Annotated in this window: 15 protein-coding genes; 8 read left to right on the top strand and 7 right to left on the bottom strand. The window is 72.4% G+C overall.

The genetic code is table 11. The features are described 5' to 3' along the window. Nucleotides 1–2: 2 nt before the first annotated feature. Complete coding sequence (locus tag ACZ7MF_RS13895) at nucleotides 3–686, bottom strand: 2-phosphosulfolactate phosphatase (protein WP_471476891.1); 684 nt, start codon at nucleotides 684–686, stop codon at nucleotides 3–5. 133 nt (nucleotides 687–819) lie between these two features. Here ACZ7MF_RS13895 and ACZ7MF_RS13890 point away from each other — a divergent pair, with 133 nt between their 5' ends. Both ACZ7MF_RS13890 and ACZ7MF_RS13885 read left to right on the top strand, forming a co-directional pair. Then, nucleotides 820–1,314: a cupin domain-containing protein gene (locus ACZ7MF_RS13890; RefSeq protein WP_471476889.1), complete on the top strand. Its 495-nt coding sequence runs from the start codon at nucleotides 820–822 to the stop codon at nucleotides 1,312–1,314. An 82-nt stretch (nucleotides 1,315–1,396) separates the two neighbouring features. Then, nucleotides 1,397–1,807: a cupin domain-containing protein gene (locus ACZ7MF_RS13885; protein WP_471476887.1), complete on the top strand. Its 411-nt coding sequence runs from the start codon at nucleotides 1,397–1,399 to the stop codon at nucleotides 1,805–1,807. 302 nt (nucleotides 1,808–2,109) lie between these two features. On the opposite strand, the gene ACZ7MF_RS13880 is transcribed toward ACZ7MF_RS13885, so the two are convergent. Beyond that, a complete protein-coding gene (locus ACZ7MF_RS13880; protein ID WP_471476884.1) occupies nucleotides 2,110–3,096 on the bottom strand; it encodes a helix-turn-helix transcriptional regulator in 987 nt (328 codons plus the stop codon). A 127-nt stretch (nucleotides 3,097–3,223) separates the two neighbouring features. Between ACZ7MF_RS13880 and ACZ7MF_RS13875 the strand changes: the two genes are divergently transcribed. After that, nucleotides 3,224–3,910 carry an alpha/beta fold hydrolase gene (locus ACZ7MF_RS13875; RefSeq protein WP_471476882.1) on the top strand — a complete coding sequence of 229 codons (687 nt, stop codon included), beginning with the start codon at nucleotides 3,224–3,226 and terminating at the stop codon, nucleotides 3,908–3,910. 57 nt (nucleotides 3,911–3,967) lie between these two features. On the opposite strand, the gene ACZ7MF_RS13870 is transcribed toward ACZ7MF_RS13875, so the two are convergent. Then, nucleotides 3,968–4,342, bottom strand: coding sequence for a VOC family protein (locus ACZ7MF_RS13870; protein WP_471476880.1), 375 nt, complete (start codon nucleotides 4,340–4,342; stop codon nucleotides 3,968–3,970). Between the two features lie 218 nt (nucleotides 4,343–4,560). On the opposite strand from ACZ7MF_RS13870, the gene ACZ7MF_RS13865 reads away from it, so the two are divergent. Next, nucleotides 4,561–5,679 (top strand): serine hydrolase domain-containing protein, encoded by a 1,119-nt coding sequence (locus ACZ7MF_RS13865; RefSeq protein ID WP_471476878.1) that lies wholly within the window; start codon nucleotides 4,561–4,563, stop codon nucleotides 5,677–5,679. A gap of 33 nt (nucleotides 5,680–5,712) precedes the next feature. On the opposite strand, the gene ACZ7MF_RS13860 is transcribed toward ACZ7MF_RS13865, so the two are convergent. Continuing rightward, entirely contained in the window at nucleotides 5,713–6,834 is a 1,122-nt protein-coding gene (locus tag ACZ7MF_RS13860) for an ABC transporter substrate-binding protein (protein ID WP_471476876.1), read from the bottom strand. 68 nt (nucleotides 6,835–6,902) lie between these two features. Between ACZ7MF_RS13860 and ACZ7MF_RS13855 the strand changes: the two genes are divergently transcribed. Both ACZ7MF_RS13855 and ACZ7MF_RS13850 read left to right on the top strand, forming a co-directional pair. Continuing rightward, a complete protein-coding gene (locus tag ACZ7MF_RS13855) occupies nucleotides 6,903–7,709 on the top strand; it encodes a hypothetical protein (RefSeq protein WP_471476874.1) in 807 nt (268 codons plus the stop codon). Between the two features lie 53 nt (nucleotides 7,710–7,762). Further along, a complete protein-coding gene (locus ACZ7MF_RS13850) occupies nucleotides 7,763–9,184 on the top strand; it encodes a M1 family metallopeptidase (protein WP_471476872.1) in 1,422 nt (473 codons plus the stop codon). 7 nt (nucleotides 9,185–9,191) lie between these two features. Here ACZ7MF_RS13850 and ACZ7MF_RS13845 read toward each other — a convergent pair whose 3' ends face one another. Next, nucleotides 9,192–10,058, bottom strand: coding sequence for an endonuclease/exonuclease/phosphatase family protein (locus ACZ7MF_RS13845; RefSeq protein WP_471476870.1), 867 nt, complete (start codon nucleotides 10,056–10,058; stop codon nucleotides 9,192–9,194). A 70-nt stretch (nucleotides 10,059–10,128) separates the two neighbouring features. Beyond that, entirely contained in the window at nucleotides 10,129–11,397 is a 1,269-nt protein-coding gene (locus tag ACZ7MF_RS13840) for an FAD-dependent monooxygenase (RefSeq protein ID WP_471476868.1), read from the bottom strand. A 79-nt stretch (nucleotides 11,398–11,476) separates the two neighbouring features. Between ACZ7MF_RS13840 and ACZ7MF_RS13835 the strand changes: the two genes are divergently transcribed. Together ACZ7MF_RS13835 and ACZ7MF_RS13830 are read left to right on the top strand one after the other, a co-directional pair. Beyond that, nucleotides 11,477–12,097, top strand: coding sequence for a TetR/AcrR family transcriptional regulator C-terminal domain-containing protein (locus ACZ7MF_RS13835; RefSeq protein WP_471477236.1), 621 nt, complete (start codon nucleotides 11,477–11,479; stop codon nucleotides 12,095–12,097). Between the two features lie 73 nt (nucleotides 12,098–12,170). Beyond that, nucleotides 12,171–13,109 carry a LysR family transcriptional regulator gene (locus ACZ7MF_RS13830; RefSeq protein ID WP_471476866.1) on the top strand — a complete coding sequence of 313 codons (939 nt, stop codon included), beginning with the start codon at nucleotides 12,171–12,173 and terminating at the stop codon, nucleotides 13,107–13,109. A 50-nt stretch (nucleotides 13,110–13,159) separates the two neighbouring features. On the opposite strand, the gene ACZ7MF_RS13825 is transcribed toward ACZ7MF_RS13830, so the two are convergent. Continuing rightward, a complete protein-coding gene (locus ACZ7MF_RS13825; protein ID WP_356857486.1) occupies nucleotides 13,160–13,747 on the bottom strand; it encodes a TetR/AcrR family transcriptional regulator in 588 nt (195 codons plus the stop codon). Between the last annotated feature and the right edge of the window lie 82 nt (nucleotides 13,748–13,829).

Below are 13,829 nucleotides of genomic sequence, written 5' to 3'. Positions count from 1 at the left end.
TCTCACGACCGGGGCGCGGCATACGGACGCAGGACCATGAGCGAGTCCTCCGCAGCCGCGACCACGGCGAAGGGAAACCGGTCGAGTTCGAGGCAGAGGGCGACGTCGTCGGGATGGACGCCCTGACGCACGCCCTGCGCCAGCTCGGAGGCGGCGCGCGAGGCGGCAGCACGGCGAAGGAACCCGGCGGCGTCCACACCGTGCCCGGTGGCCCGGCGCGCGATGTACTGGGCACACGCCAGGTCTTCGTCGGCCCGGCCGTCCTCGCCGGTGACCACGAACGTGACGTGCTCGGCGGCGCGTGCCCGCAGCACCCGGGCCGTCGCCTCCGCGACCACGAAGCCGGCGCACAGCACCAGCGACGCGTCCTTGACCGCGAGGGCGCCGACGGTCCCCGCCGTGGTCTTCTGCACGACGGTCCGTCCCGTGAGGTCGGCGGAGCGCAGCAGGCCCGGCGAGTTGACCAGGTCGAAACCGGGCGTGCGCGGCCCGTCCTTGAGCGCCAGCCGGTCCGGGTCGCGCGCCTTGAGGGCCAGGGCTTCGTCCAGCGACTCGGCGAGAACGATCTTTTCCGCCCCTTGGGCGAAGGCCCACGCGGCCACGGTGAACGCGCGCATGACATCGACGACGACCGCCACGGACGGAGCCGCGTCCACCTCGGGTATGCCAACGAAACGACTGTCCATTCGGGTCATGATCGCGCAGACCCGGCAGCGTTGTCACACCCGCGGGCGCCGGTCGGTCTGATGGTACGGAGGACCGTTCGTCGACATCCGTGCCGGGACGTCACCGTGTGCCCGCCCCAGGAAAGGAACCACCATGTCCTATCCGTATCCGGAGCAGAAGTACTGGGGGGAGGACGGTGAGGTCAGTGCCGTCTTCCGGCCGGCGAGCACACCGCCGAACCTCGGGGAGAGCGGCAGCGGCAAGAACGCCACCCACTACCTGGCGACCACCGAGACCACCCGGGGCGAGTTCGGGCTGTACCGGGTGGAGATGGCTCCCCGGGCGGGCGGACCGAAGACGCACTTCCACAAGCGGATCTCGGAGTCGTTCTACATCCTGGACGGCACGGTGCGCGTCTTCGACGGCGTGCGGTGGGTCGACGCGCGCAAGGGCGACTTCCTGCACGTGCCGCAGGGCGGCCTGCACGCCTTCCGCAACGACTCCGACGCCCCGGCGGACATGCTCCTGCTGTTCACTCCCGGTGCGCCGCGCGAGGAGTACTTCGAGCAGGTGTCGCAGTTGGCGCACTCCTCGGAGGAGGAGCGTGCCGCGTTCTTCGACCAGCACGACTCGTACTTCGTCGAATAGGGACCGGCCGCCCGCGCGGAACTGTCACCAACGAGGCGGCTGTCCGGTCATGACTGTGAACCGTTCCCTTCAGGAGGATCGCATGGACTCCCAGCACAACCACCTGCCCCCGGGCGTCGAGATCGTCGCGAGCCTGCCGGACGCGACGGCCGGGATTCCGGCCGGTGCCGAGGCCAGGACCGTCCGGGTCACGCTCGCGCCCGGAGACCCGGGCGCGCCGCCGCACCGGCACCCTGGAGCGCTCTTCGGCTACGTGACCGAGGGCGAGATCCTCTTCGAGCTGGAGGGGGAGGCGCCCCGCGTGCTCAAGGCCGGTGACGCCGTGTTCGAGCCCGGAGGTGACGTGATCCACTACCAGGGCGCCAACAACCTCTCGGACGCGCAGTCGCAGCTGGTGGTGACCATGTTCGCGGCGCCGGGCAGCCCGGTGCTGACCGTGGTGGGCGAGGAGGAGCTGGCTGCCCGACGGCACCTGCGGGTCGCCCGGCCGTGACGGTTTCCGGGGCGAGTGCCTCGGCGTACGCCTCCGAGAGGTGGCTGTCGTCGCGGTGGACCGGGGACGGGGCGGGGAGCCGCCGCGGTGCCCGGCGGGCGTGGAAGGCACGGAGCGACACCCGGCCGGTGGTGGCGAGTTCCCGCAGGAGCAGCCAGGTGATGAGGAAGCCGGAGATCGTCGCCCGCGGTTCCGTCGCCGTGCCCCCGCTTCGCGTCGGCCGAGAAGGTTCAACCGCCTGAAACCGGCGGTTCAGCCGCATGCGGCCCGGCGACCGGATACCGGCTCCGCCCCGTCGGCCTTCATCCGGTTGGCGGCCTGGAGCCGGGCCGGTGGTCCGTCACCGCGGCGCTGAAGCGCGCCGCGAGGGCGGCGGCCGCGGCCCGCAGTTCGTCTCCGCCCTCGATACGGAAGGCGAACGGCACCCTCGCGAGCCACTCCTGTGCGTACATGTCCGGATTGCGGGTGCTGCCGACCAGGACGCAGCCGTCTCCCAGGGGTTCGAGCCGTCCCATGGGCGGGCGGATCCAGGGGGCGACCTCGGCGGGCGGGGCATCGAAGACCACGCGGGTGGCGTATTGCCATCCGGTGCCCAGGTTCTCCTCCAGCACCGCCACCGGGTCGAAGTCCACCGGCGCGTCGAATCCGTGGCCGGTGCTGCGGACCTCGCCGATCCGGTCGACCCGGTAGGTGCGGACGGCGTCCGCACGGTGGGAGTGGCACAGCAGGTACCAGCGCCCGTGGCGGACGACGAGGGACCAGGGGTCCGCCTCCTCCTGCCATGTGTTGCCGGCCTCGCTGCGGTAGGCGAGCAGCACGCGGCGCCGGTGCGCGACGGCTTCGACGAGGGCGCTGGTGACGGCCGGATCCGGGTGGGCCGCGTACGGGTCGGGGGCGGCGGCCGCGTACTCCCGCAGCAGTGCCGCCTGCCGGCCGACGCTCTCCGGCAGCGCCTTGACGACCTTGCCCAGGGCGGTACCGACGAGATCGTCGGCCTCGGCCACGGCGGGCCGGCCGCCGAGTGCCGCCATGACCAGGCCGAGCGCCTCGGCCTGGGTGAAGTGCACGGGCGGCAGTCTCGTCCCGCGTCCCAGCCGGTATCCGCCGTGCGGTCCCCGGGCCGACTCCACGGGGATGCCCGCCTCCTTGAGGATCCCGACGTACCGGCGCGCCGCTCGCTCCGTCACACCCAGCCGCACGGCGAGTTCGTCGGCCGTCGTGGTGGGGCGGGTCCGAAGGATCTCCAGGGCACGCAGCGCTCGCGCGGTGGGACCGGGGTCGTTGGGCACGGGAGCAGGCTAGTCCGCGCCGCGGATCCCAGGAGTGGGCACGGTGAGTAGACCGGCAGTGGAAACCGGCAGTGGAACGTCCGGATCTCCTCCTACGGTGAGGTCACGCAGACGAAGGGAACCAATCATGGACATCGTGCTCATCGGCGGCCTGTGGCTGAACGGATCCGTGTGGGAGCGCGTCGCGTCCACGCTGGAGTCGCTCGGCCACCGTCCGGTGCCGCTCACGCTCCCGGGACAGGGAGACGGCGCGGCGGCCGCCACGCTCGACGATCAGGTGGACGCGGTGCTGGCCGCGGTGGACGCGGCGCCCGGCAGGGCCATGGTGGTGGGGCATTCCGCGGCCTGTGCACTGGCCTGGCTGGCGGCCGACCGGCGGCCGGAGCGGCTGGCCAAGGTCGCGCTCATCGGCGGCATCCCGACCCCCGACGGTCAGCCGTATGCGGACTTCTTCGAGGTCAGGGACGGCGCGATGCCCTTTCCGGGCTGGGAGCCCTTCCAGGGGCCCGATGCCGCCGACCTCGACGAGTCGGCGCGGCGTGAGCTGGCGGCGGCCGCGATCCCGGTGCCCGAGGCCGTGGCCCGGGGCGTGGTGCGGCTGTCCGACGAGCGCCGGTACGACGTGCCGGTCGTGGTCGTGTGCCCCGAGTTCACGCCCGCGCAGGCGCGGCAGTGGATCAGCGCGGGCGACGTACCGGAACTCGCCCGGGCCAAGCACGTCGACTTCGCGGACATCGACTCGGGCCACTGGCCCATGATCACCAAGCCTGCCGAGCTGGCCCGGATCCTGGCCGCGGCGGCCGAGGAGGACTGAACGGGCGCCGTCTCCGCGGGAGCTCGTCGCGGCAGGAAAGCCCGGCGCCCGGTGCGGTCAGTGGAGGCAGAGGCAGAACGGATGGCCGGCCGGGTCCGCGTAGACGCGCCAGTTGGCGCCCGGGCGGAGCCGGTCGGTCCGCTCCAGGACGGTCGCGCCGAGTGCGAGTGCCCGCTTCTCCTCGCCTTCGAGATCGTCGACGTCGAAGTCCAGATGGAGCTGCTGAGGGTGGTCCTGGCCCGGCCATTCGGGCGGGCGGTAGCCGTCCACCCGCTGAACGGCCAGCGGCGTCCCCTCGAAGCCGTGCACCTCGAGCCAGTCGGAGTCGTCCGGATCCGCGACCACCCGCCCGCCGAGCAGCTCCGCGTAGAACGACGCGAGCCGTACGGGATCTGCGCAGTCCAGTGCGACCGCCTGCAGCTTTCGAATCACGTCCGACACTCCTCGCTCTTCGGGCCCCTGCGTTACGCCCTTGTACCGGAACGTCCTACCCGGGGCGGCGGCCGGCATGCGTGGCGGCGGGCCGCACCGGATTCTTCTTCGCTCCCCCATTGCACTTGGTGTTGCACGCTTATTGCACGCACCGCGTGCATAATGGGTGCAAGAGCATGCCGAAGAGCCGCCGAAGAGCCGGGGAAAGGACACCTGCCATGAGTGACTCACTGGATCCCGAGGTACTGAACGCAGCCGTCGAGAACGTCCACCGCGCCGGGATGCCGGGCCTGTTCGCCGAGGTGCGGGACGGCGACCAGGTCTGGCGGGGCGCCGCCGGGGTCGCCGATGTCGCCACCGGCCGCCCGGTCACCGCCGACATGCGCCACCGGGTCGGCAGCATCACGAAGACCTTCACCGCCGCCGCGGTCCTGCAGCAGGTCGAGCAGGGGCGGATCGGCCTCGACGCGCCGATCGGCCGGTACCTCCCGGACCTCCTTCCCGACGGACGCGGCGAGACCGTCACGGTCCGCATGCTGCTGAACCACACCAGCGGTCTCGCCGAGTACCTGCCCCACGCCTACGCGTCCCTCAAGGCGTTCCCCGCCCTCGCGGACACCGGACCCCAGAGCCTGGACGAGCACCGGTTCACCCGGTTCGACCCCGACGAACTGATCGCTCTCGGCCTCGCCGCACCCGCCGTCGGCCCCCCGGGCGGCACTCCGGGCCTGTACTCGAACACCAACTACCTGCTCCTGGGCAAGCTCCTGGAACAGGTGACCGGCACCAGCGCCGAGCACTGCATCACCCGGAACGTCATCGAGCGCGCCGGGCTCCGGCACACCGAGCTGCCCACCGGACCGTACGTGGGCGCGCCGCACTCGCGCCTCTACGAGTCCTGGTTCGGCATGATCGACCCGCCGCGCGACTACAGCGTGTACGACATGTCGTGGGTGGGGCCGTCGGCGTCACTGATATCGACCGTCTCGGACCTCAACCGCTTCTTCGGGATGCTGCTGGCCGGCGAGATCGTGAGCCCGTCGTCGCTGGCGCAGATGCGGCGTACCGTGCCGGTCGTCTCCCAGGAGGGGCGGACGATCCCGTACGGCCTCGGCCTGCACCCGCTGGAAGCGCCCGGCCAGGTCACCTTCTGGGGCCACGGCGGCACCGCCTGGGGTGCCGGGGCCCTGGCCGTGATCAGCGCCGACGGCAGGCGCCGTATGGCGGTCGCGGTGAACCTCCAGAGGTGGAACGCACTCGACTCGGCGGGCAGGCCGCAGCCCCACCCCCTCGACGACGCGCTCGCCGCCTTCCACCGCGTGGCGATGTACGGCTGAGCGACCGCCGCGCACCCGAGGAGGCTGCGCACGTCAGCCGGTGTGCAGGACCCGCAGGCGGCCGGGTTCCGCCGGATCCCGGTCGACCACCTGGACCGGCGCCCAGGCCCATTGCCACACGCCGATGCCCGGCGTCCGGGAGAACCGGATCCGCCCCCGGGTGCCCTCGACCGAGACGCTCGCCCAGGATTCGGCGGTCCACGCCCGGTCCGGGGCGTGCGAACGCAGCACGTCGGCGAGGACCGCCACCGTGTCGTAGCCCTCGAAGGCGACGAAGGAGGGCCCTTCGGCCAGCCGCTCGCGCAGGGCCGTCGCGACCCGTGCGCCGAGCGGGCCCAGGTGCTCGGGCAGGTAGCGCAGGAAGGGAACCGCGGCGCCGTCCGCGCCCAGCGACGACGCCCATCCGGTGAACTCCGGCTGCCCGGCCGGGGCGCCGATCATGATCCCGGCCAGGCGCGGGTCGCGGCGCACGGAGCGGACGATCGACACGGCCGGCTCGGGGTGACCGACCAGCAGGAGGAGGGCGGTCGCCCGCAGGTCGACGAGCGTGTCGCACACCGACGCGGCGGTCTGGTCGCGCACGTCGATTTCGACGAGGGTGCCGTCGTGCGGCGCGAGGTGGTCCCGCAGGACGCGGGTGCCGCACGCCCAGTAGACGCTGCTCGGGTCGGCGGCCACGGCGATGCGGCGGTGGCCCGCGGCGAGGAGGAAGTCCGCGTAGATCCGCCAGCCGTGGGACTGCGCCGGGGCGAGCCGCGCGACCCACGGCGTCGGCTGTTCGGTGAGCGCGTCGAGCACCGCCGACGCGCACAGGAACGGCACGCCCAGGGCGTCGGCCCTGGCGGCAGCGGCACGGGCGACGACGCTGTGGTACTCCCCGGCCAGCGCGGCCACGCCCAGCCCGGCCAGTTCCTCCACGGCCGCGGCGGCCCGGCGGGGGTCGGCCGCGGTGTCCCGCACCACCAGCTCCAGCGGTCTGCCCAGGATGCCGCCTGCGTCGTTGACCTCGCGTACGGCAAGTTCCATTCCGGCGAGCAGGTGCCGGCCCGCCTCGTCCCAGCCCGGCCGGGTCAGCGGCGCGAGTGCGCCGATCCGGACCTGCCCGTTCGTCTCGTCCCGCCCCGGCGGCGGCTCTTGGGTGACCATGGCGGTCATTGCATCCACCACCGGCGCCGACGGCAACCGATTATGCGTTGCGCGAGCCCGTGGTTAGGTTGGCCAACATGTCGCTGCCGCCGGAGGTCCACCGGACCACGTCCGCGTTCCTGTCCGCGATCGACGCGTCCGCGCCGGGCCTGGTCCGGGGGCTGTACCTGTGCGGCTCACTCGGTTTCGGCGAGTTCTTCCCCGGCCGCAGTGACGTCGACTTCGTGAGCGTGCTGGCCGAGCGCCCGGACCGGGCCGCGCTGGCGGCGCTGGCCGCGGCACACGACACCGTAAGCCGGGAGCACCCCCGCCCCTTCTTCGACGGTTTCCACGCGGTGCGCGTGGACCTGGCCGGGCCACCGGAGCACTGCCCCGACCTGCCCTGCACCCGGATGGGGGTCTACGAGGAGGCCGGGCGGTTCGGTATCAACCCCGTCACCTGGCACGAGCTGGTCCGGCACGGCGTGACGGTCCGCGGCCCGGTGCTCACCGAGTCCGAGGTGCACGTCGACGACGCCGCGCTGCGTGCCTTCAGCCACGACAACCTGTCGAGCTACTGGTCGCACGTGCACCGGGAGTTGACCGAGAGTCCGGCGGAGGCTGCCGAGCCGGACGCCGTGGAGTGGTGCGTGCTCGGCGTCAGCCGCCTGCATCACCTGCTCGCGACGGGCTCCCTCACCTCCAAGAGCGGCGCGGGCCGGTACGCCCTGACCGCCTTCGACGCGCGCTGGCACCCGATCGTCCTCGAGGCCCTGCGGGTGCGCGAGTCCACCGGCTTGCCGTCCGCCTACGACGCGGTCCCCGAACGCCGGGCCGACGACACGATCGCGTTCATCGCCATGGCCATCGAAGCCGGGCTCGCCCACGGCGCACGGCGGGACTGAGTCTTCGGCGAAGTCCGGTCGTTCGACGGGCAGTTGTGGCAGTATCCGCTGTCATGTCGCCGCTTGGCACGTCCCTGCCCGCCCCGTGGTCGCACCGGGCCGGTCGTCGTCTGTTCGTGGTGCTGCTCGTGCTGCTCCTGGCGGTGGGCACGCCGGCGGGTGAGGCCGGTGCGGCAGCCGGGGCCGGTGGGCCCGCGGCGACACCCGACCACGCCCGCTACGACGTGGACCTGCGCTCCGACGCCGACGGCGGCCACTGGACGGGACGGCAGCGGGTGTCCTTCCGCAACGCGTCCGACCGGCCGCTGCGCGAGGTGTACCTGCGCCTGTGGGGCAACGGCGAGGACGGGTGCGGGACGCCCGCCGGGCCCGGTGCGCCCGGCGTGCCCTCCCCCGTCGTCGTGTCGGGTCTGCGCGGTGGCACGGCTGACCCGCTCACGGTGAACTGCACGGCTCTGCGCGTCGCCCTGCCCGAGCCCCTCGCGCACGGCAAGCGGGCGTCCGTCGCCTTCGACGTCTCCATCACGGTGCCCGACCGCAATGCCCGCTTCGGCCGCGAGGGCGCCTTCCGCTTCCTCGGCAACGCACTGCCGGTGCTCGCCGTGCACGACACCGAGGGGTGGCACCTCGACCCGTACGTGGCCGTCGGCGAGAGCTTCTACGCCCTGGCCGGTGACTTCAGGGTCCGCCTCGACCACCCGTCGGACATGGCGGTGCCCGCGACGGGCCGCACCAGGACCCGGCCGGGTGACCCGGGGCGTTCGGTGACCCTCAGCCTCGCGGAGCGCGTGCGGGACTTCGCGTGGGCCGCGGGACCCTTCCGCACGGCGACGGAGACCACGCCCGGGGGTGTGCGTGTGAAGTCGTTCTGGGCGCCCGGCACTCCCGCCGCGGGGGTCCGCCTCAGTCGCGCGGAAGCCGTCGCGGCCGTCGACCGGTTCGGCCGCGAGTTCGGCCACTACCCCTACGGCGAGGTCGACCTGGTGATGACCACCGGCTTCGGCGGCGGTATGGAGTATCCCGGCCTCGTGCTGCTCGGCACCACCGAGGAGGGCAACGCCGTCGTCCACGAGTTGGCGCACCAGTGGTGGTACGGCATCGTCGGCAACGACGAGTACGGCTCGCCGTGGCTGGACGAGAGCTTCGCCCAGTACGCCAACTTCCGCTTCTACGGCCTGGAGACCCGCGACTGCTGGTCGGACGTCTACTGGCCCGACGAGGGCACGGAACTGACCGCGTCCATGGACTACTGGTCGCGGCACCGCGGCGAGTACCACCTCGTCTACACGGCCGGTCCCTGCGCCCTGGCCGACCTGGAACGCACCCTCGGCGCCGACATCATGGCCCGGCTCCTCAAGCGCTACGCCCGGGACCACTGGTACGGCGTCTCCACCACCGAGGACTTCAAGCGGGCCGCCCAGTCCATGACGGACGAGGATCTCGGCCCTTTCTGGGAGAGCCACCGCATCCGGTGACGGGGTCTCAGGTGACGTCCAGGTCGGCGTACAGCATGTCGTGGTCCGAGTGCGCCGTGCGGACCACGCGGTGCTCGCGGGAGGCGATGCCGCGCAGGAAGACGTAGTCGAACTTGCTCTGCCAGTCCGTGGTCGGCTCGCAGGTACCGACGGGCGCGGGGTGGCACTGCGGGTCGGTGTCCGTCGCCAGGGCCCACATGGGGTCGAGTTCGGAGGCTTCCGGCACGGCGTTGAAGTCGCCGACGACTATGGCGCGTTCGTGCCGGGCGACTTCCCCGGCGAGTACGCGGACCTGGTCCGTCCTGAACTCCTCCTGGCGGCGCTGGGCGAGGTGCGTGTTGAACACCCGGACGGACCGGCCGCCGACCTCGGTGGTGACCGCGAGGTATCCGCGGTCCTCGGAGCCGCCGTCGGGGTACTCGACGTTGACCGCGTCCGTGATCGGTGCCGCCGAGAGGATGGCCTGGCCGAAGCCCCCGGGATTCCACGGCGCTCCGCCGCAACGGCCCCAGTTCTGCAGGACCGACCCGTGTGCGACGTGGTAGACGAGCCCGTGGAAGGCCTCCAGGTAGTCCCGGATCCTGTCGACGTCACGTGCGCAGGCTTCCTGCATGCCGATGACCTGGGGCGCGTGCGCGGCTATCTCGGCGGCCCGGTCCAGGTTGCTCGCGTCGCAGGGGTTGCACAGGTTCCACGTCATGACCCGGTCGGGTACGACGTCCTTGACGGCTTCGACGGGCAGCGACCTGCCGGACAGGGCACCGCCGGGGGCGCTGGGCCCCACCAGGGCCACGCAGGCCAGCGCCAGCGCGCAGACGAGCAATCGCGAGCCGCCCCATTTGAGCACCGCCGCCTCCTCGGTGTGGACACACATGGCAACCGCCGTTCCCACGGACGAGGTTATGGCACCGAGGTGACGACCCCGGCACCGCCCGGCACACGCCTCATCCGGCGTCGCGGTTTCTGCCCTTCGGCAGGTCGGGAAGCCGCCAGTCACCGCCCCGGTCGGTCGTCGAGCGGCGCGCGACGAGATCGGGGACGCGCAGTCGGCAGGCGAGTGCCGTGACCGCGTGGAAGGCGTCGACGGCCAACCGGCTGCCGGGCATGCCCAGGCGCAGGAGGTGCGGTTTCACCTCGGCCTGGATCTCGTCCACGAAGGGGCGCAGCGCGGTGTCGTAGTTGGCCAGGGCGGTGGGCAGGTCGTGGCCGTGCCGGTTGAGCTCGCCGGCCAGCACGTAGGCGCCGACCAGGGCGCCGGAGGTTCCCATGCCGCTGTAGGGGGAGGCGCAGTGCGCGGCGTCGCCGACCAGGACCACGCGGCCCTTGGACCAGGTGTCGGTGCGCACCTGAACGACCTCCTGGGAGTAGAAGCTCTCGGTCCGCTCCATGCCGTCGAGGAACCGCGCGGTCTGCCATCCCGCGTCGCGGAACCTGTCGGTCCAGAACCGCCGCTGACGTTCGACCGGTTCCCGGTGGACGGCCGAGGCCTGCGCGGAGCGTTCCCGCAGCACGAAGTAGACCTGGGTCTCGGTCGGGTGGTGACTCCTGCGCATGATCATCCGGCCGCCGGGTGCGAGGTAGGTGTCCCGGATGTTGCTGTCCGACGCGATGCGCGGGACGAACCAGTAGGCCATGTGGATCCCCACCCGCCAGTAGGGGTCGGGGGTGCCCGGGGGCAGGACGGCCCGGCGGATGCGCGAGCCCTGCCCGTCCGCGCCGACGAGGAGGTCGAACGCGTCGGACGAGCCGTCGGAGAAGTGGGCGACGACCCGCCGCTCGTCCTGCTCGAAGCTTTCCACGCTCGTCCCGAACACGTGGTCCACCTCCTCCCGTGCCGCCTCGTGGAGGATGCGCACCAGGTCACCGCGCATGATCTCGTACTCGGACGTCAGGGTCTGGCGGCCCCGGCCGGAGGTGTTGGCCATGATCGTCGCCCGTTTCCTGCCCCGGCTGTCCACGAAGGCGACCCCCGCCTCGTCCACGAGCCGGTCCCGGACGGCGTCCAGGAGCCCCATGCGCTCGACGGCTTCGATGCCCTGGCCCCGGAGGTCCACCTGGGCGCCCGTGGCCCGCAGCGCCGGGAAGCGTTCGACGACGGTCACCCGGTGACCGCCCCGGGCGAGCCAGTGGGCCAGCGCCTGACCGGCCACCCCGCCGCCGCAGATCAGGACCTTCAGGGAGGCGCCGGTGGGCGCCGATGATCCGTGGGTCATGTCGCACCCTCGTTTTCTATCGGTGATAGGTACGCTTTGCAGAGTCGCCTATCACCGATAGATTGTCAATGTGGCGAAAATGAACCGCGAGACCGTCCTCACCGAGGCGCTCGACCTGCTGGACGAGGTCGGCCTGGACGCCGTCAGCACGAGACGGCTGGCCAGGCGTCTGGGCGTCGAACAGCCGTCGCTCTACTACCACTTCCGGAACAAGAGGGAACTGCTCGGCGCCATGAGCGAGGCCGCGATGGCCCCGCACGCGACGGCTCCCCTGCCGACGCCCGCCGACGACTGGCGCGACTGGTTCCTGGAGAACACGCGCGGCTTCCGGCGCACCCTGCTGGCGCGCCGCGACGGCGCACGCCTGCACGCCGGGAGCAGTCCCGGCGGCGCGGACCTCGACCGCATCGCCCACAAGATGGCGTTCCTGACCGCGGCGGGCGTACCCGAAGAACCGGCGCGGACGGCGATGCTGGCCGCCGGCCGCTTCACGGTCGGCAGCGTGCTGGAGGAGCAGGCGGACGCCGGCCCGGGCGACGGCAGGGACCGTACGGCCGCCGTGCCGCCCGGGCTGCCGCCGGACGTGCCGCCGATGGACCACGAGTCGGCCTTCGAGGCCGGCCTGGCTCTCATCCTGGAGGGGCTGGAACAGCAGGTCAGGCGGGCACAGGACCCGGACCGGACCGGCCGGGGCCGCTGATCGTCCCGCCCCGGGCAGCCCGACGGCACGCGCGTGCCACAACCATCGGTTGGGCGGCCCTATGCTCGCCCCCATGGATACCGAGGCGGTGCGATCGTTCGTCCGCGCGGCCGAGCTCCGGCAGCTGCGGCACGCGGCCGACGAGCTCGGCGTGACGCAGCAGGCCGTCTCGAAACGGATCGCGGCCCTTGAGCGGGCCCTGGACGTCCGGTTGTTCACCCGCACTCCCCGAGGGGTCGAGCTGACGCTGGACGGGCAGGCCTTCCTGCCGCACGCGCGGAACATCGTCGCGAACGTCGACCGCGCCGTCACCGCGATCCGGCGAGGCTCGCGGGCGCTGCGGATCGACGTCCTGGGCCTGCGGTCCGCGCAGGCCGTCGTCCTGCACGACTACTGGCGCTCCCATCCCAAAACCGCACTCGACGTGGTGACGCTCAAGGTCGACGACCCGAGGCTGGCGGTGGCCGCCGTACAGGCGGGCGACGTCGACGCCTCGTTCCGCTCGGTCACCGACCCGGCCGCGCTGCCGTCCGAGGTGCGGATGATCCACGCGTTCCACTCCCCGCTGGAACTCGTCGTCGGCCCCGGACACCCGCTCGCCTCCGCGCGCACCGTGACCCCGGCACGGCTGCGCGGGCACCGGATCTGGGTGCCCGGTATCGCGCCGGGCAGCGAATGGGCGGACTTCTACGAGCAGCTCACCACCGAGTTCGGCCTCCGTGTGGACGCCGCGGGCCCGAACTTCGGCAACGAGGTACTCCTCGACATCCTCGCCGACTCCGACGACGTGGCCACCCTCGTGGGCTCGCGCGACCGGTACGTCTGGCCGACCGGCCACGATCTGCGCCGCATCCCGATCGCGGGTCCGACGCTCGCCTACCCGCTCTCGCTGCTCCTCCCCCGGGAGAATCCGCATCCGGGACTCCGGGCGGTCGTCAACCATTTCGCGAACCTGGCCCCCCTGCCCGAGGACACCTGGCTGCCCTCCTGGGCGCCGGGCCGGGCGGAGTAGCTCCACCGGCCGGAAGCCGGCGGCACCGACGCGATCCGGCTGGGCCCGTGCTACTGGTCGACGATCGCCTCGACGATGCGCATCAACCGCTCCCCCGCCCGGTCGATGCTTCCGTTCTGCGTGCTGACCTGCGCCCCTTCGAGGACGAAGGTGATCTGGGCCGCGACCTGTTCGGGGTCGGGCATCCCCGCCTCGGCACACATGCCGACCAGCCGGCGGGTCTGGCGGGCCTTGTGCTCCTCGACCACCTGTCGCGCGGGGTGGGAACGGTCGGGCAGCTCGGCGAGGGAGTTGATGAAGGGGCAGCCCCGGTACGACAGCCCCGGCAGCCCGTCGGCGATGAAGCGGGCGAGGCCCAGAATCTGCTCCCGGGGCCGGCCGGGGTGTTCGGCCTCGACGCGGTCGAAGGCCGCCTGGTACTCGGCGGCCAGGATCCGCAGCCATTCGGCGACGAGTGCGTCCTTGGTCTCGAAGTGCCGGTAGATCGCCATCTTGGTGGTCTCGGCCCGCTCGGCGATCGCCTGGACTCCCACGCGCCGGATGCCCTCGCTCTGGAACAGCTCCTCGGCCGCGTCGAGGATGCGCTCGCGGGGCGGCAGCTTCGCCACTCTGCCCGGCCTGGCGGCGGTCGATGTCATGCCTGCTACGGTACCAGCCCGTCCCGCTCGATACCGTTCGGTATCGTGTGGGACTCACAGGTATCGTTCGATGTCCCGAGGA

It is taken from the genome of Streptomyces sp. NPDC111628 (assembly GCF_055635195.1).
The sequence above is the reverse complement of the archived record's forward strand: the minus strand, read 5'-3'. Positions and strand labels throughout refer to the sequence as shown.